We start from the raw sequence: 22,427 nt of genomic DNA on the forward strand, positions 1-22,427 counted from the left end.
CAGACATGATCTCCAGATCCCTTGCTTGTGCATGCGCACTCATCGAAGGCGCGCGTAACCGTTCGGGCTTCACGAAGACCAGCGCGGCGGCCGTGCGTTCTGTACTCAGTCACGGGCTCGAGCACCCCAGCCGCTACCAAACTGCACGGGCCGGTCTGGCCGCCTCAACGGCGGCCACACTCTACCGCGCCAGTCAGATATGAAGATACAAGCCTCAGCCCTTCAGGCAGGTGCCCATGAACTGCTTGCGTGCGTCGCCTGTGAGCGCCTTGGCGGTGGCCTCGGTGTTGCAGCTTTTCATGCGCTCCTGCGGCGTGGCCGGTGCGTTGCTCAGGCACTTTTTCATGAATGCCTTGCGTTCGTCGCCCTTGAGCGCCTGCGCGCCGGCATCGGCATTGCAGGCCTTCATCCGTTCCTGCTGGGGCGTGCCGGCGGTGGGCTCCGTCTCGCCCTTGAGGCAGCGGCTCATGAACTGTTTGCGCTCATCGCCCTTGAGGTCGGTTTCCTCCGCGCTCTGGTTGCAACGGGTCATCCGCGCCTGCTGCCCGGTGGGCGCCTTGTCCGGCGGGGTTGGTGCCTGGGCCGACGCCATGGTGGCGCACAAGGTCAACAGAATCAGCAGCGGTTTCATGGGGTTCCTTGCAAACGGTGCGTGGACGGGGCCCGCCAGCGCGGGTGGCGCAACGATAGCGCAGCCGCAGCCCTGTCGGCGCACAGGGTCGGCGCGCCCGCCTAAAATTCCGCCCCTATGCTGAAAATCAAACAAGAACTGCTGGCCGGGCTGGCCCAGGCCCTGGAACAGCTGTCGCCGGGTGCCGGCGAGAAGGCCGCCTTCGAATCGCCCAAGGTGGCGGCACATGGTGACTTCGCCGTGACCGCGGCCATGCAACTGGCCAAGCCGCTCAAGGCCAACCCGCGCCAGGTGGGCGAGCAGCTCAAGACCGCGTTGCTGGCTCAGCCGGTGTACCAGCAGTGGGTGGCCGAGATCGATATCGCCGGCCCGGGGTTCATCAACATCCGCCTCCAGCCGGCAGCGAAGCAGCAGATCGTGCGCGAGGTGCTGGAGGCTGGCACGGGTTTCGGCGTGCAGCCGGCCAACGGCCAGCGCCTGATGGTCGAGTTCGTGTCGGCCAACCCCACCGGCCCGCTGCACGTGGGCCACGGCAGACAGGCCGCGCTGGGCGACGCGATCTGCAACCTCTACAGCACCCAGGGCTGGGCGGTGCACCGCGAGTTCTATTACAACGACGCGGGCGTGCAGATCGGCACGCTGGCGACCAGCACCCAGTTGCGTGCCCAGGGCTTCAAGCCCGGTGACGAACAGTGGCCCGAGGCCGCCTACAACGGCGACTACATCCAGGACATCGCCAACGACTTCCTGGCGAAGAAGACGGTGCACGCCGATGACCGCGAATTCACCGCCAGCGGTGACGTCGACGATGCCGACAACATCCGCCAGTTTGCCGTCGCCTACCTGCGCAACGAGCAGGACAAGGATCTGCAGGCTTTCCAGGTCAAGTTCGACCACTACTACCTCGAATCCAGTCTCTACACCAGCGGCCGCGTCGAGGCCACGGTGAACCGGCTCATCGCCAACGGCAAGACCTACGAGCAGGACGGCGCGCTGTGGCTGAAGTCGACCGACTACGGCGACGACAAGGACCGCGTCATGCGCAAGGGCGACGGCACCTACACCTACTTCGTGCCCGATGTGGCCTACCACATCGCCAAGTGGGAGCGCGGCTTCACCAAGGTCATCAACATCCAGGGCACCGACCATCACGGCACCATCGCGCGCGTGCGTGCCGGCCTGCAGGCCGCCGAGGTGGGCATCCCGCAGGGCTACCCCGACTACGTGCTGCACACCATGGTGCGCGTGGTGCGCAACGGCGAAGAGGTCAAGATCAGCAAGCGCGCCGGCAGCTACGTCACGCTGCGCGACCTGATCGAATGGACCAGCAAGGATGCCGTGCGCTTCTTCCTGCTCAGCCGCAAGCCCGACACCGAATACACCTTCGACGTCGATCTGGCGGTGCAGAAGAACAACGACAACCCGGTCTATTACGTGCAGTACGCGCACGCGCGCATCTGCTCGGTGCTCGCGGCCTGGGGCGGTGACAGGGCCGCTCTCCAGGACACCGACCTGTCGGCGCTGGAGGGGCCGCAGGCCCAGGCACTGATGCTGCTGCTGGCCCGGTACCCGGCCATGCTCACGGCCGCAGCGGCCGATTTCGCTCCGCACGATGTGACCTTCTATCTGCGCGAACTGGCGGCGGCCTACCACAGCTACTACGACGCCGAGCGCATCCTGGTCGATGACGAAGCCGTGAAAAAGGCCCGCCTGGCGCTGGTCGCGGCGACCGCCCAGGTGCTGCACAATGGCCTGGCGGTGCTGGGTGTGGACGCACCGCAAAAAATGTAAGGCACGAGTTCCGGATGAAACATTCTCCCCGGCCGCAGCGTGGCGGCACCCTGATCGGTTTTGTGGTGGGCGTTCTGGTCGGTCTGGCCATCGCCCTGGCCGTGGCGATGTACGTCACGCGCGTGCCGGTGCCCTTTGTGGACCGGGGCGTTTCCCGCTCGGCGGCGCAGGACGCGGCCGAGGCCGAGCGCAACAAGGGCTGGAACCCGAACGCCGGCCTCGCCAGCAAGGCCCCGCTGCCTGCGGCGGCGCCGGCGCCCGAATCGGGCGATCCCGCCGTGACGGCACCGGGCGTTGCCCCCGCTGCTGCGCCTGCTGCACCCGCCAGCTCGGCCGACCCGATTGGTGACCTGGTGCAGTCGCGCCTGGGCTCGCCGGCGCCCGCAGCCCCTGGCACGGTGACGGTCACCGTCACGCGCGACACCTCGGCACCAGCGTCCGCAGCCACCGTGGGCGGTGCCGAGCCTTTTGTCTACTTTGTGCAGGCGGGGGCTTTCCGCAGTCCCGAGGAAGCCGAGTCCCAGCGTGCGCGGCTGGCCATGATGGGGTTTGCCGCCAACATCACCGAGCGCGAACAGGCCGGGCGACCGGTGTTCCGGGTCCGTGTGGGACCGTTCCAGCAGAAGGTGCCGGCCGACGCGACCCGCGAGCAGCTCGAGTCCGGCGGGGTGGAGGCGGCGCTGGTGCGCGTGCCGCGCTGACACCCCGCGTCCGCGGGAACTTTGCCGCGGCGCCGGCCACCAACCCGCTCATCACAGGAGTCCTTACATGCAACGTCGTCAGTTTTCCGCTTCCCTGCTGGCCTCCGGCGCGGGCGCCGTATCCGGTGCCTTGTGGTCCCCGCTGGCGCAGGCCCAGGTCGGGGGCTTCAAGGAAGGCAACGAATACCAGCGCCTGGGCCGCCCCGCGCCGGTGGATGCCCCGAACGGGCAGGTGGAGGTGATCGAGTTCTTCGCCTACACCTGCGTGCACTGCTTCAACTTCGAGCCCATCTTCAGCGCCTGGATTCAGAAGAAACCGGCCCACGTGACCGTGCGTCGTATGCCTGTCGCGTTCAGCGAAGCCTTTGTGCCGCTGCAGCGGCTGTTCTACGCACTCGAAGCGATGGGCCAGCTCGATGCCTTGCACGAAAAGGTTTTCAAGGCCATCCACGTCGAGCGGCAACGCCTGACCACCGCCGAGACCATCACCGCCTGGGTCGGCAAGCAAGGGCTGGACACCGCCAAGTTCACTGAGAACTACAACGCGTTTTCGGTGGCGGGCAAGGCGCGGCGCGCGGCCCAGATGCAGGAAGCCTATCTGGTGGAGGCCACCCCGTCGCTGGGGATTGGAGGACGTTTCTACGTCCCGGGACAAGGCCCCAAAACCCTGCAGGTGGCCGACGCACTGATCGCCGATCTGCGCAAGGGCTGACCGGGTTTGGGTCACCTGGTGGCGGGGCCGGTCAAAGGCCCCGCAATTTGTTCGGCCATGCGCGCCGAACGCCGGCCGGTGAAGGCTACAATGAATGCAAGTTTCGTGCCCTCACCTGCCATGCCCGTGCTTCAAAACCCCCGCTTCCCGATCCGCTCCCTGTTGCTGGCCTTGGCCTGCGCGTTGCCCGTGGGCGCCGTGCATGCGGAGTTGGCCGACAAGGACAAGCCGTTGAACATCGAGGCCGACAGCCTGCGCTATGAAGATGCCAAGCAACTGAGCGTGTTCACCGGCAAGGTGGTGGCCACCAAGGGCACGATCATCATGCGCGGTGCGCGCATGGAGGTGCGCCAGGACCCGCAGGGCAACCAGTTCGGTCTGCTCGTCGGGGGGCCGAATGCCCTGGCCTTCTTCCGGCAGAAACGCGAAGGCGTGGACGAATGGATCGAGGGCGAGGGTGAGCGCATCGAATACGAAAGCGCCTCCGAAACCGTGGTGTTCACCGGCAAGGCGGTGATGCGCCGTTACCGAGGCACCCAGCTCAACGACGAGAGCTCGGGCACCCAGATCACCTACAGCAGCGCCACCGAGGTCTACACCGTCAAGGGCGGCGCTGCCGGCACGGCCACCGCGTCCAATCCTTCCGGCCGTGTGCGGGCCATGCTGACCCCGATCCCGGACGAGCAGGCCAAGCCGGCACCCGCCACAGCGCCCGCCCAACTGCGGTCCACCAACTCCCTTCCCGAGCAGAAGCAGTGACGGCGGCGGAGGCCCCGGCGCCGATGGCGGTCCGCAGCCGGCTGGAAGCACGCGGCTTGCGCAAGGCCTATGGCAGCCGCAAGGTGGTCAAGAACGTCTCGCTCTCGGTCGACAAGGGCGAGGTGGTCGGTCTGCTGGGCCCCAATGGCGCGGGCAAGACCACATCGTTCTACATGATCGTGGGCCTGCTGCGGGCCGACGGTGGCGAAATCGAACTCGACGGCATGCGCATCGAGCGCCTGCCCATCCACCGGCGGGCCCGCCTGGGCCTGGGCTATTTGCCGCAGGAAGCCTCGATTTTTCGCAAGCTCACGGTGGCGCAGAACGTGCGCGCGGTGCTGGAGCTGCAGCACGATGTGAACGGCGAGCCGCTGTCGGCGGTCGATATCAACGACCGTCTCGACGAACTGCTCAAGGAATTGCGGGTCGACCACTTGCGCGATTCGCCCGCACCGGCGCTTTCGGGTGGGGAGCGTCGCCGCGTGGAAATCGCGCGTGCGCTGGCCACCCGGCCGCGCTTCATCCTGCTGGACGAACCCTTTGCCGGTATCGACCCGATCGCCGTGCTCGAAATCCAGCAGATCATCGCCTTCCTCAAGGACAAGGGCATCGGTGTCCTGATCACCGACCACAACGTGCGCGAAACCTTGGGCATCTGCGACCACGCCTACATCATCAGCGATGGCCAGGTGCTGGCCAGCGGGACCACGGCCGAGATCGTCGAGAACGCCGACGTGCGTCGGGTGTATCTCGGCGAACACTTCCGGATGTGAGGCCAGCATGCGGATGACCGGACCTGGCGGACAGCTTCCGACGGGCATGCGCCCGGCATGGCTGGGTGCGGTGCGGGTGGCGGCATGAAACAGTCGCTCTCCCTGCGGGTATCGCAGCATCTGGCCCTGACGCCGCAGCTGCAGCAGTCGATCCGGTTGCTGCAGCTGTCCACGCTCGAAATGGCGCAGGAAGTCGAGCAGATGCTCGACGAGAATCCTTTCCTGGAGCGCACGGAAGAAAGCGCCGAGCGTGAGGAGTTTGGCCTGTCGGCCACCGACGCACCGGTCAGCGCGGGCGAACAGCTCAGCGAGTCGGGGAGCGGTGCGGATGATGGCGCCGCCGCTTCGGCGGGCGAGCGCCTGTCCGCCTCGGATGAAAGCGCCCCGGCCGACGACCTGGAAGGCCGGCTCGACGGCTCGGCCCCCGTGGAAGAAAGCTGGGAAGGCGACGGCACGGTCGAAATCGCGCCCGATGACAGCGAATGGGGCGGTGACGCGCCGCCGCGCAACGGCGCGTCGGACGACGACGAAACCGCCAGCGCGGCCGAGCTGGCGCGCAGCCTGATCAGCCTGCAGGACCACCTGCACGAACAGGCGCGCATGCTGCGCATCGGGGACGACGACGCGGCCGCGCTGTTCTTCCTCATCGAATCGCTGAACGATGACGGCTACCTGGATGGCGATCTGGGTGATCTGGCCCGCGCGTGGTGGCGCCTGGCCCATCCCGACACCGGTTTGCCGTCGCTTGAAGAGGCCGAGGAGGCCGAAGAGCAACTGCGCATCGCGCTGGGCTGGCTGCAGGCGATGGAGCCCGCTGGTGTGGGGGCGCGCGATCTGGCCGAATGCCTGCGGCTGCAGATCCAGGAACTGCGCAACACCCCGGCAGCCCGCATCGCGCTGGCGATCTGCCAGCAACCGCTGGAGCTGGTGGCCAAGCGTGACATCAAGCGCCTGTGTGCGCTCACGGGGGCGGACGACGAGACGGTGCGTGCCGCCCTGGGCCTGATTGCCGGGCTTGAACCCAAGCCGGGTCGCCGCTTTGTCGACGTGGAGCGCAACATCGTCGTGCCCGACGTGATCGTGCTGCGCGCCGGGCGCGGCTTCAAGGTGGTGCTCAATCCCGACGTCATGCCGCGCCTGCGCGTGCACGATGTGTACGCCAACGCGCTGCGGGGCCAGCGCGGAGGGCGCGACAGCGAAGGCGGCCACGCGGCGATGCAGCAGCGCCTGCAGGAGGCGCGCTGGTTCATCAAGAACATCCAGCAACGCTTCGACACCATCCTGCGCGTGTCCAGCGCCATCGTCGAGCGCCAGCGCAATTTCTTCATGCACGGCGAACTGGCCATGCGCCCGCTGGTGCTGCGCGAGATCGCCGACGAACTGGGCCTGCACGAGTCGACCATCAGCCGCGTGACGACGGCCAAGTACATGGCCACGCCGTTCGGCACCTACGAGCTGAAGTACTTCTTCGGTTCTTCGCTGGGCACGGAAACCGGCGGCAACGCGTCGAGCACCGCGGTGCGCGCGCTCATCAAACAGTTCATCTCGGCCGAAGACACCAAAAAACCGCTGTCGGACAACCAGCTCTCGGACATGCTCAAGGAGCAGGGCATCGAGTGCGCGCGCCGCACCGTGGCCAAGTACCGCGAGGCACTGCGCATCGCCCCGGCCAATCTGCGCAAGGCGCTTTGACAGACCCGAAAAAACGCCGCCCAAAGGGCGGCGTTTTGGCATGCAGGGCGCTCGGTGCGTGCTCAGGCAGTGCGCGTGTGCAGCGTGGTGGCGGGTGCGCTGCGGCCGGCCAGGCCCCACACCACCTGCCAGGCCATGGCCACGGAGCCCACGATGAACACCACGTCACCGAAGGTGCGCACCCAGCGCAGCGTCTGCAGCAGCGGCTGCTGCAGGAAGGCTTCGCTGCGGGCGTACCACAGGCCCTCGCTGACACTGGCGTGGAACTGCAGGATGCCGATGGGCAGCAGGCTGGTGGCGATCATCAGCACCAGGCCGACGTTGAGGCCCCAGAACGCGGTTGGCATCAGGACGGGGCTGAAAACGAACTGCGGGCGAAGGTAACGCAGCACCAGCAGTGTGAAGCCCAGCGCCAGGAAGCCGTACACCCCGAACAGGGCGGCGTGTGCATGCACCGGTGTGGTGTTCAGACCCTGCACGTAGTACAGCGAGATGGGCGGGTTGATCATGAAGCCGAAGACGCCCGCGCCCAGCATGTTCCAGAAGGCCACGGCCACGAAGCACATCAGGGGCCAGCGCAGGTTGTCCATCCAGGGCGCACGGGTCTTCAGGCGCCAGTTGTCCCAGGCTTCGTGGCCCAGCACGATCAGCGGCACCACTTCCAGCGCGCTGAAGGCCGCCCCCACAGCCATCACCGGCGTGGTGGTGCCCGCGAAGTACAGGTGGTGGAAGGTGCCCGGAATGCCGCCCAGCAGGAACAGCGAGGCCGAGGCCAGGCTGGCGGTGGTGGCCATGGGGCGCGAGACCAGACCCATGCTGCTGAAGACGAAGGCCAGCGCCACGGTGGCGAAAACTTCGAAGAAGCCTTCGACCCACAGGTGCACCACCCACCAGCGCCAGTACTCCATCACCGTGAGGCTGGTGCGCTCGCCGTAGAACAGGCCGGCGCCATAGAACAGACCGATGGCCCCGACCGAAGCGGTCAGCAGGGCGAGCAGGTTCTTGTCTTCGCCATCAGAACTGTTGGCCCCCAGGTCCAGGCTTCGCCCGGCCCGTCCCCCAAGGGGAGCAGAAGAGCTTGGGGCGGCCCGGCGCTCTCCTGACAGCAGCGCCGGCAGCACGCCGCGCAGCATCAGCACCAGCCACAGCAGGATACCGACCCACTTGAGAATCTGCCACAGGCGCCCGAGGTCGACGTATTCGTAGCCCTGGTGGCCGAGCCAGAAACTCCAGGCTGGTGGCAACTTCTGCGCGATGGCCAGGTAGTTACCGATGAAGGAGCCGACGCACACGAACACCAGCGCCCAGAACAGCACATCCACGCCGAGCTTCTGGAACTTCGGGTCCTTGCCGCCGTTGATGACGGGCGCCAGGAACAGGCCCACGGCGAGGAAGCCGGTGGCGATCCAGAACAGGGCGCTCTGGATGTGCCAGGTGCGGGTGAGCGCGTAGGGAAACCACTGCGACACGTCGATGCCGTAGAAGTGCTGGCCTTCGACCGTGTAGTGCGCGGTGAACCCGCCAATGAAGACCTGAAACACGAACAGGGCCACCACCAGGAAAAGGTACTTGCCCAGAGCCCGCTGCGACGGGGTGAGCGCGCTCAGCGTCAGGGGGTCGTGTGTCGGCGCTGTGGGCAGCGGCGCTTCGTACGCGCGCAGGAAGGACCAGCCCCACACCAGGAAACCGATGCCGGCCAGCAGGATCACCACGCTGGCGACCGACCAGACCACGTTCTCGGCGCTGGGGGCGTTGCCGATCAGCGGCTCGTGCGGCCAGTTGTTGGTGTAGGTGACCTTCGAGCCGGGGCGCTCGGTGGCGGCGGCCCAGGCGGTCCAGAAGAAGAAGTGCGTCAGGTCCTGGCGCCGCTCGGCGCTGGGCAGGGTGTCTTCTTTCATGGCGTAGCTTTGGCGCGTGCCGCGCAGCGCCGGATCGGCGGCGAACAGGCGCTCGTAGTAGGCTGCGGTGGCGGCCATCGCCTGCGCGCGCCGGGGACTGACCACCAGGCGCTGCGCGGCGTCGACACCGTTGCCGCGGTACTCGGCGCGCAGTTGTGCTTGCAGGGCGCCTTGGGCGGTGGTATCGAGTTGCGCGAAAGACTGACCGTGCGCTGCCTGCGCGGCCAGGTCCAGCCAGGCCGTCAGCTCGCGGTGCAGCCAGTCGGCCGTCCAGTCCGGCGCCTGGTAGGCGCCGTGACCCCAGATGGAGCCCAACTGCATGCCGCCCACCGATTGCCACGCCGTCTGGCCGTCGAGGATGTCGTCGCGGCCGAACAGCACCTGGCCGTCGGCGCTGGCCACCTGGGCCGGGATCGGCGGGGCTGAGCGGTAGACGTCGGCGCCGAAGTAGCCGAGCAGCGAGAACATCGCGATGAGCACGCCGATCAGCGCGAACCAGTGCTTCTTGTACGGACCCATGTCGGTGCTCCGGTTTCAGTGCGCGAGTGCGGGCGCGAAGCGCTCGAACAGCACGTTGTTTTCGAGGTGGATGTGGACCATCAGGTCGGCGCGGAAGGTGGCCAGGCCCAGGTAGAGCGCGCGCCAGGTGGTGCAGGCGCCGCGTGGGGGCGTGATGTCCTGCGTCAGCGCCATCAGATGCTGCAAAGACTCGCCGTGGTGGTCGTGTTCCCGCCGCATCACGCCGATGGGCATGCGCGCCAGCGTGCCCTGGCCGCGCGCGAACATCGGGAACAGCACCTGCTCTTCCTTCTGCATGTGGCTTTCCAGCTCCTGCTGCATGGCGCTGAGGTGGTCGGCCAGGCCGGTGGGGCAGTCCGGGCGGTCGCCGTGAACCTGCTCCACTTTGCGCGCCAGCCGCACCAGCTCGGGCAACTGTTCGCGGTGCACGGCGTGGAAGCGGGTCAGGAGGTGGTCGACCAGTTCGGTCGGGGTGGCGCTGTTCCAGTCGCGCTCGCCGGTGGGCGTGCCCAAGGCGGCGACGGCTTGCAGCGCCTGGGCAATCGGCTGCGGGTCGAGCCCGCGCGAGGTGGCGGCCTCGCGCAGTGTGTGGCGGCCGCCGCAGCAGAAGTCCAGGCCATGGGCGTCGAACACGCGCGTAGCGCCGGCGATGCGGCGGGCCAGTTGGCCCAGGGGTTGGTCGATGAAGGCATCCATGAGGTTCTCCAGGTCTTGGGATGCTCAGGACAGTGCGAATGGTGTGCCTGGAAAAAAACGTGCAAATTCAAGATGCTGGGACCATGAATGGTCATAATAACCGCATCTGATTGGGGTTGATTCGACCCTTTAAAGGTATAAATAACCATGGATACCGTCTTGTCGCTGCTGCTGACCGACCTGGCTGCCGAGTTGCCGCCGGCGGTGCGCCTGCAGCGTCTGGTGAGCAGCCTGCGTGAGCACTTCGGCTGTGGTGCCGTGGCCTTGCTGCAGCGCGAGGCCGAACATCTGCGCCCGGTCGCGGTCGACGGGCTGGTGCGCGACGCGCTGGGCAGGCGTTTCGAGTTGCAGGCGCATCCACGCCTGTCGGCCATCCTGGCCCGCTCGGGCGTGACCTGCTTCCATCACGACAGCACGCTGCCCGATCCCTACGACGGCCTGATCGACGAACACGCGGGCGAGCCGCTGCCCGTGCACGACTGCATGGGCGTGCCGGTGGCGGTTGAGGGTGAGCCCTGGGGCGTGCTGACGCTGGACGCCCTGCGGGTGGGCACCTTCGATGCCCGCGCCCAGGCGGATCTGCAGGCGCTGCGTCCGCTGGTCGAGGCGGCGGTGCGCATGTCGCGGCTGGAGGCCCAGGCGCGCGCACTGCGCCTGGGCGGCGTCGACACGGCCGAGCGCCCGGTCGGCGAGGAGGGTGACATCCTCGGCCAGAGCGAGGCCATCGCGCGGTTGCTGCACGAGCTGGCGGTGGTGGCCGACTCCGAACTGCCGGTGCTGCTGCTGGGCGAAACCGGGGTGGGCAAGGAGCTGTTCGCGCACCGCCTGCACCGCTTGTCGCGCCGCCACGGTCGCCCGCTGGTGCACGTCAACTGCGCGGCGCTGCCCGAATCGCTGGCCGAGAGCGAGCTGTTCGGGCACGTCAAGGGCGCGTTTTCCGGTGCGGTGAGTGATCGTCCCGGCCGCTTCGAGGCCGCCGAAGGCGGCACGCTGTTCCTGGACGAGGTCGGTGAGCTGCCGCTGGCGGTGCAGGCCAAGCTGCTGCGCACCCTGCAGAACGGCGAGATTCAGCGCCTGGGTGCCGACCGGCCACGGCGCGTCGACGTGCGCGTGGTGGCGGCCACCAACCGCAGCCTGCGCGAGCTTGTGCGCGACGGCGGCTTCCGCGCCGATCTCTACCACCGCCTCTCGGTCTACCCGATCCCGATCCCGCCCCTGCGCGAACGCGGCCACGACGTGCTGCTGCTGGCCGGACGATTCCTGGAGCGCAACCGCGCGCGGCTGGGCCTGCGCAGCCTGCGCCTGAGCACGGCGTCCGAAGAAGCGCTGCGACGCTATCCCTGGCCAGGCAATGTGCGCGAGCTCGAACACGTGATCAGCCGCGCCGCGCTCAAGGCCGTCAGCCGCGGCGCGGTGCGCACCGATCTCGTCACGCTCGGGCCGGAGCTGCTGGACCTGGAGGCCGCCTCGGCCGTGCTGGACCCGGTGTCCCCGGTGGCGGCGGAGGGGGCCGTCGCAGCGCTCCGGAGCGGTAGCCTGCGCGAGCAGGTCGAAGCCTGCCAGCGCCAGGCGGTCCGCACCGCGCTCGATGCCCACGCGCAGAACTGGGCCCAGGCCGCGCGCGCCCTCGGCTTGGACGCCAGCAATCTGCACAAGCTCGCCCGTCGCCTCGGGCTCAAATGAGGATGCGCCGAGCCCGGGGACGCCGGTGCGCCAGGGTCTGGACGACAATCCGGGAATGAACCATCTCTCGCTTTTCCTGCCTTGCGCCGCTGGCGTGGAGGACTTTCTGGCTGCCGAGGTGCAGCGCATCACCGGCAGCACCGACGTGCGCAAGTCGCGCGCCGGCGTGGGGCTCATGGGGGCCTGGCGCGACGCGCTGGCGCTCAATCTGCACAGCCGACTGGCCCAGCGTGTGCTGGTGCAGCTCTGGCACGGCCCCTACCGCAGCGAGCAGGATCTGTATACCGCCGCTGGCGATGTGGCCTGGGAAATCTGGTTCACGCCGCAGCAGACCATGAAGGTCGAGGTGACGGCGCAGCACAGCCCGCTGCAGAGCCTCAATTTTGCGGCGCTCAAGATCAAGGACGCGGTGTGCGACCGCTTCCGCGCCAAGCGCGGCGAGCGCCCCAGCGTCAACACCACCTGGCCCGACGTGCGCCTGTACGCCCACCTCACGGCCGAGACGCTGAGCCTGTACATCGACACCTCGGGCGAGCCGCTGTTCAAACGCGGCTGGCGTGAAGACAAGGGCGACGCGCCGCTGAAGGAAACGCTGGCGGCGGCGATGATCGCGGCCACCGGCTGGAACGGGGCCGAGGCCGCGTCGCTGGATGACATCGCCCCGCTGTACGACCCCTGCTGCGGCAGCGGCACGGTGGTGATCGAGGCGGCGCAGATGGCGCTGCGCATCGCGCCCGGCCTGCAGCGCCGCTTCGCGTTCGAAAAGCTGTTGCCCTTCCAGCCGCACGTCTGGCACGGGCTCAAGGACGCCGCCGCGAAGCAACGCCGCGAATGGCCTGCCGGGCACAAGCCCATCGTCTTCGGCTCCGACGTGGCCTTCCGCATGGTCGACTTTGCCCAGCGCAACGCCGAGCGCGCTGGGGTGGCTTTCGCCATCGAGCTGCGCGGTGGCGACGCCCTGCAGCGGTTGCCCCCGACGACTCAGCCCGGCGTGCTGCTGCTCAACCCGCCCTATGGCGAGCGCATCGCAGCCGCCGGCGTGGCGGGCCAGAACGCCCAGTCGCGGGCGGCCGAACGCGGCGGGCGCGCACCGCGCACCTTCACGGTCGGCGCCAAGGCCGCCCCCGAGCCGGGACTGGGGCGCGAGAGCGCCCAGATGGCCGATGGCAGCGACGGCAGCGATTTCTTTGAGCGCCTCGCCGCACACTGGAAGAGCCATTACACGGGCTGGAGTGCCTGGCTGCTCACGCCCGACCTCAAGCTGCCGGGCAAGATGCGCTTCAAAGAATCGCGCCGCGTGCCGCTGTGGAACGGCCCGATCGAATGCCGGCTGTTCCGGTTTGACCTGACGCCGCGCCGTTCGCCGCCGCCTGCCGCATGAGGGCCGACGCATGAGGGCCGGCGCATGAGGACCGGCGCACTGGTGCTCGACACCAACATCGTGCTCGACCTCTTTGTCTACGCCGATCCCGCCGTGGCGCCGCTGTACGAAGCGCTGGCGCAGGGCAAGGCGCACTGGCACGCCACCGCCGCCATGCGCGAAGAGCTGGCGCGGGTCCTGACCTATCCGCACATCGTGCGCCGCCTGGAACGGCGGCCCGTGACCGCGTCGGCCGTGCTGGCGGCCTTCGACGAGCGGGCGAAGATCGTGCCGGCAGCGCCCAAGGCCGCCTACACCTGCAAAGACCCGGACGACCAGAAATTCATCGACCTGGCCGCCGCCCTCGCCACCCCGCAGGGCGCGACCCTGCTGAGCAAGGACGCCGCCGTGCTGTGCATGGCCAGGCGCCTGGCGACGCTGGGTGTGGACGTCGCGAGGGCCTGACGCCGGCCGTTCCGCGTCGCTGACGCGCGATCCCGCTCGCTGTGGCTGCGGAAAAAGACGCGTCCTGACGGAGTCGTCCCAAGGAGGGAGAGGACAGGAGCGAGACCCCGCGTCACCCACCTACACACTGCGTCGACAAAGGGCAGCCCAGCCCCAGGGCCCTTCCGGGGCGAAGTGTCTTTACCAGCAGGGCATCGAGGGTCCGGCTCCGCCGGCCCGAGCTGCCGTCCCCCCTCCCAGCGGCGCAGCCGCGCCAGAGAGGGGGGAAGCCGCGTCAGCGGCGCAGGGGGGTGTTAATGAACCCCACCGCCATCGATCAGCAGGTTCTGCCCCGTCATGTAGCCGGCGTAGCGGGACGCCAGGAAGGCACACCAGGCGCCCAGTTCGTCCGGGTCGCCGAAGCGGCCGGCCGGGTTGGCCGCTTCGCGGGCTTTCCAGAGGTCGGCAAAAGGCGTGTCCGTCTGGCGCGCGCTGTGTTCCAGGTGCACGCGCTGGGCGTCGGTGGCGAAGGGGCCGGGCAGGAGGTTGTTGATGGTCACGTTGTGGCGCACGGTTTCGCGGGCGAGCGCGTTGGCAAAGCCCACCAGGCCGGCGCGCGCGCCGCTGGACAGGCCCAGGCGCAGGTCGGGTGCGCGCACGCTGCGCGAGACGATGTTGACGATGCGGCCGAAGCGCCGGTCCATCATGCCATCCACGGTGCGGCGAATCATCTCGATCGGGCCGACCATCATGGCGTCGAGCGCGGCGTGCCATTCGGCCGGCGCCCAGTCGCGGAAATTGCCGGGCGGCCAGCCGTCGGCGTTGTTGACCAGGATGTCGGGTGCCGGGCTGGCCTGCAGGGCGGCGTCGCGCCCTTCAGGCCGGGTGATGTCGGCGACCACGTACTGCACGGGGCGGCCGGTGGCCTCGCGAAGCCGGCGTGCCGCTTCGATGAGGGTGGATTCGGTGCGTGCGGCGATGCACACGTTCACGCCCGCAGCGGCCAGGTGCTGCGCACACGCGTAGCCCAGACCCTTGCTGCCACCAAAAACCAGCGCGCTGCGCCCGTCAATGCCCAGATTCATCGTGTGTGGCTCTCGTGTGTGACTGACCATTGGGGGCGCTGCGTCAGCGTGGCTGGAAGACGAAGCTGTCGCTGTAGATGTGGTCGACGCTGGCGCCGCGACCGATGAAGGCGGCCTTGGCGTCGGCGATCATGGCGGGCGAGCCGCAGAGGTAGAACGCGGGTTCGGACAGGTCGTCCAGATCGGCCAGCACAGCGTCCTGCACGTAGCCGGTGCGGCCGTTCCAGCCGCTGCCGGCGCGCGAGAGCACGGGCACGTAGCGGAACTCGTACAGGCGCTCGGCCCAGGCGGCGATCGCGTCGTGCAGGTAAAGGTCGTCTGGCGTGCGCGCGCCCCAGTAGAGGTGCACGGGCGGGCAGTCGTCGTCGTCCATCAGCGATTCGAGCATGCTCTTGATGGGCGCCAGGCCGGTGCCCGTGGCCACCATCACCAGCGGCCGCTCGTCTTCTTTGTGCAGGCGAAAGCTTCCCAGCGGGATCTCCACCGGCAGCCGGTCACCGGGCCGGAGCGCGGCGATCTGGCCGTCGGTGAAGTGACCGCCGGGAATGCGACGCACGTGAAAGTCCACACGCTGCGCGTCGGGCCGCGAGGCCATGGAGAAGCTGCGGCAGCGCCCGTCGGGCAGGTGCACGTTCATGTACTGGCCCGGCTGGTAGATCAGTTCCTGGCCGTCCGGCAGTTGCAGTTGCAGGTGCGTCACATCGTGGCCCAGGGAGGCCACCCCGAGCACCGTCGCCTCCACCTGGACCGGGTCGCTGCAGTGGCCGGGCGGCATGACGCTGATCACCAGGTCGCTGCGCGGGCGGGCCTGGCAGGCCAGCCCCACGCCCCGTGCGACCTCGTCTTCGGTCAGCGCCATGGGCAGCTCTTCGTAGTCCACCGTGCCATCGCGCACCTGCATGCGGCAGGTGCCGCAGCCGCCGAACGTGCATTCGTGCGGCAGTGCGATGCCCTGGCGCAGCGCCGCGTCGAGCACGGTTTCGTCCGGGGCGACCTCGAAGCGCGTTTCGCGCTCGATCCACAGTACCTCGAAGCCCATGAGCTGCTCTCCTGTGCCGTGTGGCTTACTTCTTGATGTCGGCCTGCACCAGGACGTCCAGGCCGTCGGCGGCCAGCAGGTCCTTCAGGGCTTGCAGCGCGGCCACGCCGCAGGCGGTGTCCTGCTCGCCGTTGCCGCCGCTCAGGCCGACGCCACCGACCACTTCGCCGTTGACCACGATGGGGAAGCCGCCGACGAACACGGCGAACTTGCCTTCAAAGCTCCACTGGATGCCGAAGGCTTCGTTGCCGGGCAGGGCGGGGCCGTTGGGCGGCGTGTTGAACAGGTGGGTGGAGCGCTTGTGGCCGGCGGCCGTGAAGGCCTTGTTCCAGGCAATCTGCGGGCCGGTCACGCGGGCGCTGTCCATGCGTTCGAGCACCAGCGGGAAGCCGCCTTCATCGGTGATGCACACGGTTTCGGGCACACCCAGTTCCTGGGCTTTGTCGAGGGCGGCGGCGGCCATGCGGCGCGCTTCGGGCAGTTGCAGTTTGAGGCTGGATTTCATGGTTGTCTTTCTTTCTGTCAAGCAGGGCGTGGGCGACGCGGCGATGGCTCAGAGGCCGCGGTAGATCACCTTGGTCTGGGTGAAGAACTCCAGGCCGACGCGGCCGGACTCGCGGAAGGTCGAGGTGCTGGAGTTCTTCATGCCGCCGAAGGGCGCGTTGACCAGGTTGCCGGTGGTGGTGCGGTTGATCTTCACGGTGCCGGACTGGATCTCGTTGGTGAAGCGGTGGATGTAGCGCACGTTCTGCGTGGCGATGGCTGCGGACAGGCCGTACTCGCTGTCGTTGGCCATGGCCAGCGCGTGCTCGAAGTCCTCGGCTTCGATGATCGCGATCACGGGGCCGAAGATCTCTTCGCGGGCGATGCGCATCTTCTGCGTCACGTTGTCGAAGATCGCGGGCATCACGTAGTAACCGTGCTCGTACTCGCCGGTGTGCAGGTGCTCGCCGCCGCACAGCAGGCGCGCTTCCTGTTTGCCGACCTCGATGTAGGACAGCACGGTGTCGAGCTGCTTGGCCGTGGCCAGCGGGCCCAGGTCCATGCCGGGCTGGTCGCCCCGGCCGATCTTGAGTGTCTTGACCTTGGCCACCAGCTTGGTGGTGAAGGCTTCGCGCACGGCCTTGACCACGATCACGCGGCTGGTACCGGTGCAGGCCTGCCCGGTGAGCGAGAAACCGCCCTTGATGGCCAGGTCAACGGCCTTGTCGAGGTCGGCGTCTTCCATCACCAGCAGCGGGTTCTTGCCGCCCAGCTCCATCTGCAGCCGGGTGGTCAGGTGCACCGTGCGGTGGATGTGCATGCCCGCCTGGGTGGAGCCGGTGAAGGAGATCGCGCGGATCGCCTGCGAGGTGGTGATGATCGGGCCCACGTCGCCGGCCTTGCCGGTGACGTAGTTGATCACGCCCTTGGGCAGGCCGGCGTGGATCAGCGCTTCGACCAGGCGCAGGCCGCTCAAGGGCGCGTCGGACGAGGGCTTGAACACCACGGTGTTGCCGGTGACCAGTGCCGGCGCGATCTTGCGCGCCGGGATCGAGGCCGGGAAGTTCCAGGGCGAGATGACCGAGACCACGCCCAGCGGCTCGCGCTGGCTGAACACGGCCATGTCGGCGTCGTCCTGGGGGTAGCTTTCACCACCGAAGGTCTGGCCTTCGGTGGCATAGAAGCGGAAGGTCTGGGCAGCACGCAGGAATTCGTCCTTGCCGAGCGCGACGGACTTGCCCTCTTCACGGCTGAGCTCTTCACCGAAACGCTGGGCGTTGTCTTCCAGGTAGTCGGCGGCCTTGTTCAGCAGGCGCGCGCGCTGGCCGATCGGCGTCTTGCGCCAGAGTTCGAAGGCGGTGGACGCTGCATTGACGGCGTCTTCGGCGTCGAGGGCCGACGACGACTGGAAACGGCCCACCACCTCGCGCGTGTCGGCGGGGTTGATGTTGTCGAAGGTGCGGCCGTTGCGGCACCGGATCCATTCACCGTCGATGAAGTTCAGGAATTCTTCTGTCTGCATGGCGTGCTGCTTGGGAAATCGGGGGAGGGGCAGCCGGGTGGCGCGCGGCCTGCGCGGAAGTGCTGTGCCGCACCGCGCGCCACCCGGTTGCATCAGGCGGCCAGGGCCGGTTCTTCCTTGGCGACGTAGTCGTTGTAGAGCGCGGTGGTGTAGAGCAGGCGCATCTGGGCGCCGATCTCGCAGATCTTCAGGCAGCGCTGTTGCAGCTCGACCGTGTTGGCGTGCTCCAGCACGATCTGGTAGCCGCGCTCGCCGTGGATTTCGTCGGACACGATGTGCAGGTCGAAGAATTCGACCTCTTCATCGGTGAAGCCGTACTTCTCACGCAGCGTGGGCGTCTGCTTGCGGTAGATGGAAGGCACCTGCGATTCCAGGCCCACCACCAGGCCGGCGACGGCCACCACGGGGTCTTCACGCATCGCCACGGCGTAGCACCAGGCTTGCAGGCCCCGGGTCGTGGGCGACATGTTGTCGGGGTCGACCACGCGCTCGCGGGTGGTGCCGCAGGCTTCGGCGAAGCGGATCAGCAAGTCGGTGTGGCGGTCGCCACCGATTTCCTCTTCGTACATGTTGGCCAGCAGGAAGTCCTTGGCCTCGGTCATGTGATCGGGCGTGCGGGCGTACAGGTACCCCAGGTAGTCGGCGAAGGGGCCGACGTAGTGGTAGTGGTTCTCGGCCCAGCGGGCGAGGTGGTCACGGCTGAGCGTGCCGCCGGCCCAGGCGAGGCTGAAAGGCGACTGGTTCGCGCTCTTGCCCTTGATGGCGTTTTCGAGGGCGGTCCGGAATTCGTCGCGGTTCATCAGTTGAGGCATGGAAGGACTCCTTGACAGAGGGTGGTGGGGTGGGTGGCGCTGCCGGTGCCGGGAGGCGATGGGATCCTAGCAACGTATACAGTATACAAACATACTTGGCGAAGTCGAGCGGTGACAGTGAATCCCGGGGAAATGACGGTCAGCGCTTGGACGTCGTTAAAGTATACTGTATACTGAAAACTTGCAGACGCCAAGAATTCTTTCAATCCCGGAGTGATTCCATGCCCATCGTCACGTTTCACAAGAACGGCCAGGTCTACCGCGACGAAGTCAAGAGTGGCGCCAACCTCGTCGTGCGCGCCGGCATCCGGGAGTTCCCGTTTCCGCACCTCAAGTACGAATGCGGCATGGGCAAGTGCTCCAAGTGCGCGACGCGCGTGCTGGCGGGTGCCGAGCACCTGCCGCCGCCCAATTGGAAAGAGAAGAAGCAGTTGGGCGACCGCCTTGCCGAGGGCTACCGCCTGACCTGCCAGCTCTGGCTGGAGCACGACATCGAGCTGGCCCAGGACTGAGAGGCCGAGAGGAAATCGATCGTGCCCTTGCGGGCAGGCCCCATTCCCTCCCAGCCTCTGAGCGCCAGCGGATTCCCCTTCCCCACCTTCCAGGACATTGCCATGTATGTGATCTTGACTTCCAAGCCCGGACAGTTCCGCAGCGAACCCAGCGAAGGGCTGGTGCCGGTGGAGGCGTACGACTACGTCTTCTATGGCCGCGTGAAGGCGCGTTTTCTGGTGGCCGAGTTGCTGCAGCCGACCCGCATCCGGGTGATCGACGAGACCGAGCCGGTCACCATCAACAGCGTGCCGACCAAGTTCCTGGAACGTTTTGAAGACTTGGACAGCGCGCGCCGCGAGCTGCGCCATCTGTGCGCCTTCGGCAGCATGAAGGCCGAACTCGCGCCCATCGATCCGGCACGCTTCGCTGAACGGGTGGTGGCATGAGCACGGTGCAGATCACGTTCCTGACGAATGCGGGCAAACAGGTCCAGGCGCCGGAGAACAGCAACCTGCTGCGCGTGTCGCTGCGGGAAAAGGGCGGTATTCCGTTCAAGTGCGGGGGCGGCCTGTGCGGCACCTGCAAGTGCCGCATCGAGGAGGGCCTGGCGAACACCGACGACGTCAAGGCCAAGGAGCGCAAGCACCTGAGCGAAGCGGACCTGGCCGCGGGCTACCGCATGGCTTGCCAGACCTTCGTGAAGGGCGACATCGCCGTGTCGTGGTGATGGCCATGGACTGGCTGTCTGCCGAAGTGGCCCAGGGGGTGAGCGGCGGGCACTACCTGGCCGCCGGGGTGCTGGTGCTCATCGGCGCCTGCCTACAGGGCGTGAGCGGGTTGGGCTTTGCCATGTTCAGCGCGCCGCTGGCCGCGATGTGGTTTCCGGAGCTGGTGCCGGGCCCGCTGCTGGTGCTCAGTTGCCCGCTGGCGCTCATGGGCGGCCTGCGCGATCGCGAAGCGATCGAATGGCGGCTGGCCGGCATGGGCGTGGCCGGGCGGCTGGGCGGCACGGTGCTGGCGGCGGCCTGCCTGGTGTTGCTGTCGGTGAAGACGCTGTCGCTGATGTTTGCGCTGCTCATCCTCACCGGCGTCAGCCTGAGCCTCACCGGCTGGCGCGTGCTGCCAACGCGGCGCAGCATGGCCATGGCCGGCCTCGCTTCGGGAATGATGGGCACCATCACCTCGGCCGGCGCCCCCCCTTTCGCCATCGCCATGCAGAACATGGGCGCGGCGCAACTGCGCGGCACCATCGGCGCCATCTTCTTCATCGGCTCGGTGGTGTCCATCACCGTGCTCACGGCGGTCGGGCGCATGGGGGCGCACGAATACCTGCTGAGCGCCCTGCTGATGCCCTGGATGTTCGCGGGCTTCTTCGCCTCCAACCCCATCAAGCGGCACGTGCCGGCTCCGCTGGTGCGCAGGCTGCTGCTCGCCATGGCGGCCGCCGGGGCGCTGGTCGTGCTGTTCCGTACCTTGTTCGCAGCCTGAGGATTTCTGCCATGCAACACATTACCGACGCCATCGTCGACGCCACCATCACCCCGGAAGACGCGCAGGTCGTGCTTCAGGACGCCTTTGAATGCTTTGGCCGCAGCGAAGCGGCGATGCAGGAGCGTGTGCGCACCGAAGCCCAGGGCATCAAGCTGTCGACGCTGGGGGCGGTGATTCCTGGGCAGCAGGTGGCCGGCGCGAAGGTCTACACCACCATCCAGGGCCAGTTCACTTTCGTGATTCTGCTGTTCTCGACCGAGGACGGTCGCGCGCTCGCGTCCTTTGACGCGGGGGCCATCACCCGTCTGCGCACCGCGGCCTGTTCGGTGATCGCGGCGCGCCGGCTGGCGCGTGCCGATGCCAAACGGCTGGCGCTGTTCGGCGCGGGCGTGCAGGGCCGCATGCACGCGGTGCAGATGGCGGGGGCGTTTGCGCTGGAAGAGATCCGCGTGTTCGACCCCTACGCGCCGGCGGATCTGGTGCCGCAGCTCGAAGCCGCCTGCGGCACGGCGGTGCGCCTGGCGACCCCGGAGGAGGCGGTGGCCGGCGCCGACATCGTGGTCACCGCCTCGCGTTCGACGACACCGCTGTTCGGGGGCGACCAGCTCGCGCCCGGCAGCTTCGTTGCCGCCATCGGCTCCAGCCTGCCCCACACACGCGAACTGGACGACCGCGCGCTCGAACGGGCGAGCTGCATCGCGGTCGAGTGGCGCCCGCAGACTCTGCGTGAAGCGGGCGACCTGGTGCTCGCCGCCCCGGGCCTGGTGCGTGACGACCAACTGGTGGAGCTGGGCGAGCTGCTGACCGGCGTGCACCCGGGGCGCCGCCATGCCGACGAAATCACGCTCTACAAATCGGTGGGCGTGGGGCTGGAAGACATTGCGCTGGCCGGTCTGGTCTGGAAAAGACTGAGCTCACCCCTGCGGCGCTGACGCGCATTCCCCCCTCCCAGCGCCGAAGGCGCGCCAGAGAGGGGGAAGGCGCGTCAGCGCCGCAGGGGGGCTTCAAGGTTCCATCTGCGCCGCGTTGTACACGTGGCGCATGGCGAGCAGCGACGCGAGTTCGGCGTCGCCCTTGATCACGGCGCGCAGGATGGCAGCGTGTTCGTCCCAGTTCTGCTGCCCGCGCTCGCGGTTGAGCGGGGTGAACAGTAGCGCCGTGCGGTCGCGCAGCGAGCGCATGATGTCCTGCAGCACGGAATTGGCGGCGATGCTGCCCAGCGCGTCGTGGAAGCGCTGGTTCATCAGCAGCAGCGTGGCGTGATCGGCCGAGGTGGCCAGGCGCGTGCCCTCGGCCAGGATCTTTTCCATGTCGGCGATCTGCCGCTCGTCGTGGCGCTGGGCCGCGAGTTTGGCGTTCAGGCCTTCGAGCGTGGCACGCACTTCGACAAGTTCGCGCACCTGCTCGGGGCTGAAGGCGGTGACCGAAGCGCCGCGGCGCGGCTCGATGGTCACCAGGCCTTCGGCGGCCAGTTGCCGCAAGGCTTCACGGACCGGCATGCGGGAGACGCCCAGCTCGTCCGAGAGACGGCTCTCCACCAGCCGTTCACCCGGGGGAATGGCGCCGCTGAGGATGCGCTCGCGCAGGGCCTGGACCACCAGGGTGGTCAGCGGCGAGTGCGCTGCCCCCAGGGTTGCCTCCTTTTTGGGTAGGTTCATGGAGCCTTCGATGAACGTTCGAGAGTCGGGACGGGGCAGCCCATGCCGGCGCCGTCTTGGATACTGAATTCTATGCGAGCACCCGCTCTGCGCTCAGGGCTGGCGGTGCCGTGAAGGATGACGAAAATCATGGGCCCATAAAAAAGACCGCGCCGGGAAGGCGCGGTCAAACGGTCATGAAAA

The 22,427-nt window shown here is 67.9% G+C and carries 24 protein-coding genes; 15 read left to right on the plus strand and 9 right to left on the minus strand.

Annotation, left to right across the window (positions count from 1 at the left end):
- The coding region (locus L0977_RS22425; RefSeq protein ID WP_234267133.1) for a hypothetical protein at positions 1-203 on the plus strand (203 nt) is incomplete at its 5' end.
- Positions 204-214: 11 nt separating this feature from the next.
- On the opposite strand, the gene L0977_RS22430 is transcribed toward L0977_RS22425, so the two are convergent.
- Complete coding sequence (locus L0977_RS22430; protein WP_326491102.1) at positions 215-631, minus strand: PsiF family protein; 417 nt, start codon at positions 629-631, stop codon at positions 215-217.
- 117 nt (positions 632-748) lie between these two features.
- Between L0977_RS22430 and argS the strand changes: the two genes are divergently transcribed.
- The 6 genes from argS to L0977_RS22460 all read left to right on the plus strand — a co-directional run bounded on the left by argS (position 749) and on the right by L0977_RS22460 (position 7,059).
- A complete protein-coding gene (gene argS, locus L0977_RS22435) occupies positions 749-2,422 on the plus strand; it encodes an arginine--tRNA ligase (RefSeq protein WP_234267134.1) in 1,674 nt (557 codons plus the stop codon).
- Positions 2,423-2,436: 14 nt separating this feature from the next.
- Positions 2,437-3,123: an SPOR domain-containing protein gene (locus L0977_RS22440; RefSeq protein WP_234267135.1), complete on the plus strand. Its 687-nt coding sequence runs from the start codon at positions 2,437-2,439 to the stop codon at positions 3,121-3,123.
- Positions 3,124-3,190: 67 nt separating this feature from the next.
- Positions 3,191-3,835 (plus strand): thiol:disulfide interchange protein DsbA/DsbL, encoded by a 645-nt coding sequence (locus L0977_RS22445; protein WP_234267136.1) that lies wholly within the window; start codon positions 3,191-3,193, stop codon positions 3,833-3,835.
- 120 nt (positions 3,836-3,955) lie between these two features.
- Positions 3,956-4,594: a lipopolysaccharide transport periplasmic protein LptA gene (gene lptA / locus L0977_RS22450; RefSeq protein WP_234267137.1), complete on the plus strand. Its 639-nt coding sequence runs from the start codon at positions 3,956-3,958 to the stop codon at positions 4,592-4,594.
- Between the two features lie 23 nt (positions 4,595-4,617).
- Positions 4,618-5,367 (plus strand): LPS export ABC transporter ATP-binding protein, encoded by a 750-nt coding sequence (gene lptB, locus L0977_RS22455; RefSeq protein WP_234267139.1) that lies wholly within the window; start codon positions 4,618-4,620, stop codon positions 5,365-5,367.
- Positions 5,368-5,451: 84 nt separating this feature from the next.
- Positions 5,452-7,059: an RNA polymerase factor sigma-54 gene (locus tag L0977_RS22460; RefSeq protein WP_234267140.1), complete on the plus strand. Its 1,608-nt coding sequence runs from the start codon at positions 5,452-5,454 to the stop codon at positions 7,057-7,059.
- Positions 7,060-7,121: 62 nt separating this feature from the next.
- On the opposite strand, the gene L0977_RS22465 is transcribed toward L0977_RS22460, so the two are convergent.
- The gene (locus tag L0977_RS22465; protein ID WP_234267142.1) at positions 7,122-9,476 is read right to left on the minus strand and encodes a nitric-oxide reductase large subunit; all 2,355 of its coding nucleotides are present in this window, start codon (positions 9,474-9,476) and stop codon (positions 7,122-7,124) included.
- Between the two features lie 15 nt (positions 9,477-9,491).
- Positions 9,492-10,172 carry an iron-sulfur cluster repair protein YtfE gene (ytfE, locus tag L0977_RS22470; RefSeq protein WP_234267144.1) on the minus strand — a complete coding sequence of 227 codons (681 nt, stop codon included), beginning with the start codon at positions 10,170-10,172 and terminating at the stop codon, positions 9,492-9,494.
- Between the two features lie 147 nt (positions 10,173-10,319).
- Here ytfE and norR point away from each other — a divergent pair, with 147 nt between their 5' ends.
- From norR to L0977_RS22485, 3 genes are read left to right on the plus strand one after another with little or no spacing between them, the layout of a single operon-like run.
- A complete protein-coding gene (gene norR, locus L0977_RS22475) occupies positions 10,320-11,855 on the plus strand; it encodes a nitric oxide reductase transcriptional regulator NorR (RefSeq protein WP_234267146.1) in 1,536 nt (511 codons plus the stop codon).
- Between the two features lie 55 nt (positions 11,856-11,910).
- Positions 11,911-13,236 (plus strand): THUMP domain-containing class I SAM-dependent RNA methyltransferase, encoded by a 1,326-nt coding sequence (locus L0977_RS22480; protein ID WP_234267147.1) that lies wholly within the window; start codon positions 11,911-11,913, stop codon positions 13,234-13,236.
- A gap of 24 nt (positions 13,237-13,260) precedes the next feature.
- Positions 13,261-13,680: a putative toxin-antitoxin system toxin component, PIN family gene (locus tag L0977_RS22485; RefSeq protein WP_234267148.1), complete on the plus strand. Its 420-nt coding sequence runs from the start codon at positions 13,261-13,263 to the stop codon at positions 13,678-13,680.
- A 293-nt stretch (positions 13,681-13,973) separates the two neighbouring features.
- Here L0977_RS22485 and L0977_RS22490 read toward each other — a convergent pair whose 3' ends face one another.
- The 5 genes from L0977_RS22490 to L0977_RS22510 all read right to left on the minus strand — a co-directional run bounded on the left by L0977_RS22490 (position 13,974) and on the right by L0977_RS22510 (position 18,600).
- The gene (locus L0977_RS22490; protein ID WP_234267149.1) at positions 13,974-14,744 is read right to left on the minus strand and encodes an SDR family oxidoreductase; all 771 of its coding nucleotides are present in this window, start codon (positions 14,742-14,744) and stop codon (positions 13,974-13,976) included.
- 43 nt (positions 14,745-14,787) lie between these two features.
- Positions 14,788-15,783, minus strand: coding sequence for a 2Fe-2S iron-sulfur cluster-binding protein (locus tag L0977_RS22495; RefSeq protein WP_234267151.1), 996 nt, complete (start codon positions 15,781-15,783; stop codon positions 14,788-14,790).
- A 25-nt stretch (positions 15,784-15,808) separates the two neighbouring features.
- Positions 15,809-16,288, minus strand: a complete 480-nt coding sequence (locus tag L0977_RS22500; RefSeq protein WP_234267152.1) for a GlcG/HbpS family heme-binding protein — start codon at positions 16,286-16,288, stop codon at positions 15,809-15,811.
- Between the two features lie 48 nt (positions 16,289-16,336).
- The gene (locus tag L0977_RS22505; RefSeq protein WP_234267153.1) at positions 16,337-17,788 is read right to left on the minus strand and encodes an aldehyde dehydrogenase family protein; all 1,452 of its coding nucleotides are present in this window, start codon (positions 17,786-17,788) and stop codon (positions 16,337-16,339) included.
- Between the two features lie 92 nt (positions 17,789-17,880).
- A complete protein-coding gene (locus L0977_RS22510; RefSeq protein WP_234267154.1) occupies positions 17,881-18,600 on the minus strand; it encodes a TenA family transcriptional regulator in 720 nt (239 codons plus the stop codon).
- Between the two features lie 221 nt (positions 18,601-18,821).
- Here L0977_RS22510 and L0977_RS22515 point away from each other — a divergent pair, with 221 nt between their 5' ends.
- The 5 genes from L0977_RS22515 to L0977_RS22535 all read left to right on the plus strand — a co-directional run bounded on the left by L0977_RS22515 (position 18,822) and on the right by L0977_RS22535 (position 21,518).
- Entirely contained in the window at positions 18,822-19,112 is a 291-nt protein-coding gene (locus L0977_RS22515; protein WP_234267155.1) for a 2Fe-2S iron-sulfur cluster-binding protein, read from the plus strand.
- A 102-nt stretch (positions 19,113-19,214) separates the two neighbouring features.
- Complete coding sequence (locus tag L0977_RS22520; protein ID WP_234267156.1) at positions 19,215-19,541, plus strand: ferredoxin; 327 nt, start codon at positions 19,215-19,217, stop codon at positions 19,539-19,541.
- Entirely contained in the window at positions 19,538-19,822 is a 285-nt protein-coding gene (locus L0977_RS22525) for a 2Fe-2S iron-sulfur cluster-binding protein (protein WP_234267158.1), read from the plus strand. Before L0977_RS22520 ends, L0977_RS22525 begins: the two co-directional genes overlap by 4 nt.
- A 5-nt stretch (positions 19,823-19,827) precedes the next feature.
- Positions 19,828-20,583, plus strand: coding sequence for a sulfite exporter TauE/SafE family protein (locus tag L0977_RS22530; protein ID WP_234267159.1), 756 nt, complete (start codon positions 19,828-19,830; stop codon positions 20,581-20,583).
- A gap of 11 nt (positions 20,584-20,594) precedes the next feature.
- Positions 20,595-21,518: an ornithine cyclodeaminase family protein gene (locus tag L0977_RS22535; protein ID WP_234267160.1), complete on the plus strand. Its 924-nt coding sequence runs from the start codon at positions 20,595-20,597 to the stop codon at positions 21,516-21,518.
- A 72-nt stretch (positions 21,519-21,590) separates the two neighbouring features.
- Here L0977_RS22535 and L0977_RS22540 read toward each other — a convergent pair whose 3' ends face one another.
- Positions 21,591-22,244: a GntR family transcriptional regulator gene (locus L0977_RS22540; protein WP_234267161.1), complete on the minus strand. Its 654-nt coding sequence runs from the start codon at positions 22,242-22,244 to the stop codon at positions 21,591-21,593.
- Between the last annotated feature and the right edge of the window lie 183 nt (positions 22,245-22,427).

Origin of the sequence: Hydrogenophaga sp. NFH-34 (assembly GCF_021401345.1) — a bacterium.
Classification (GTDB): domain Bacteria; phylum Pseudomonadota; class Gammaproteobacteria; order Burkholderiales; family Burkholderiaceae_C; genus Hydrogenophaga; species Hydrogenophaga electricum.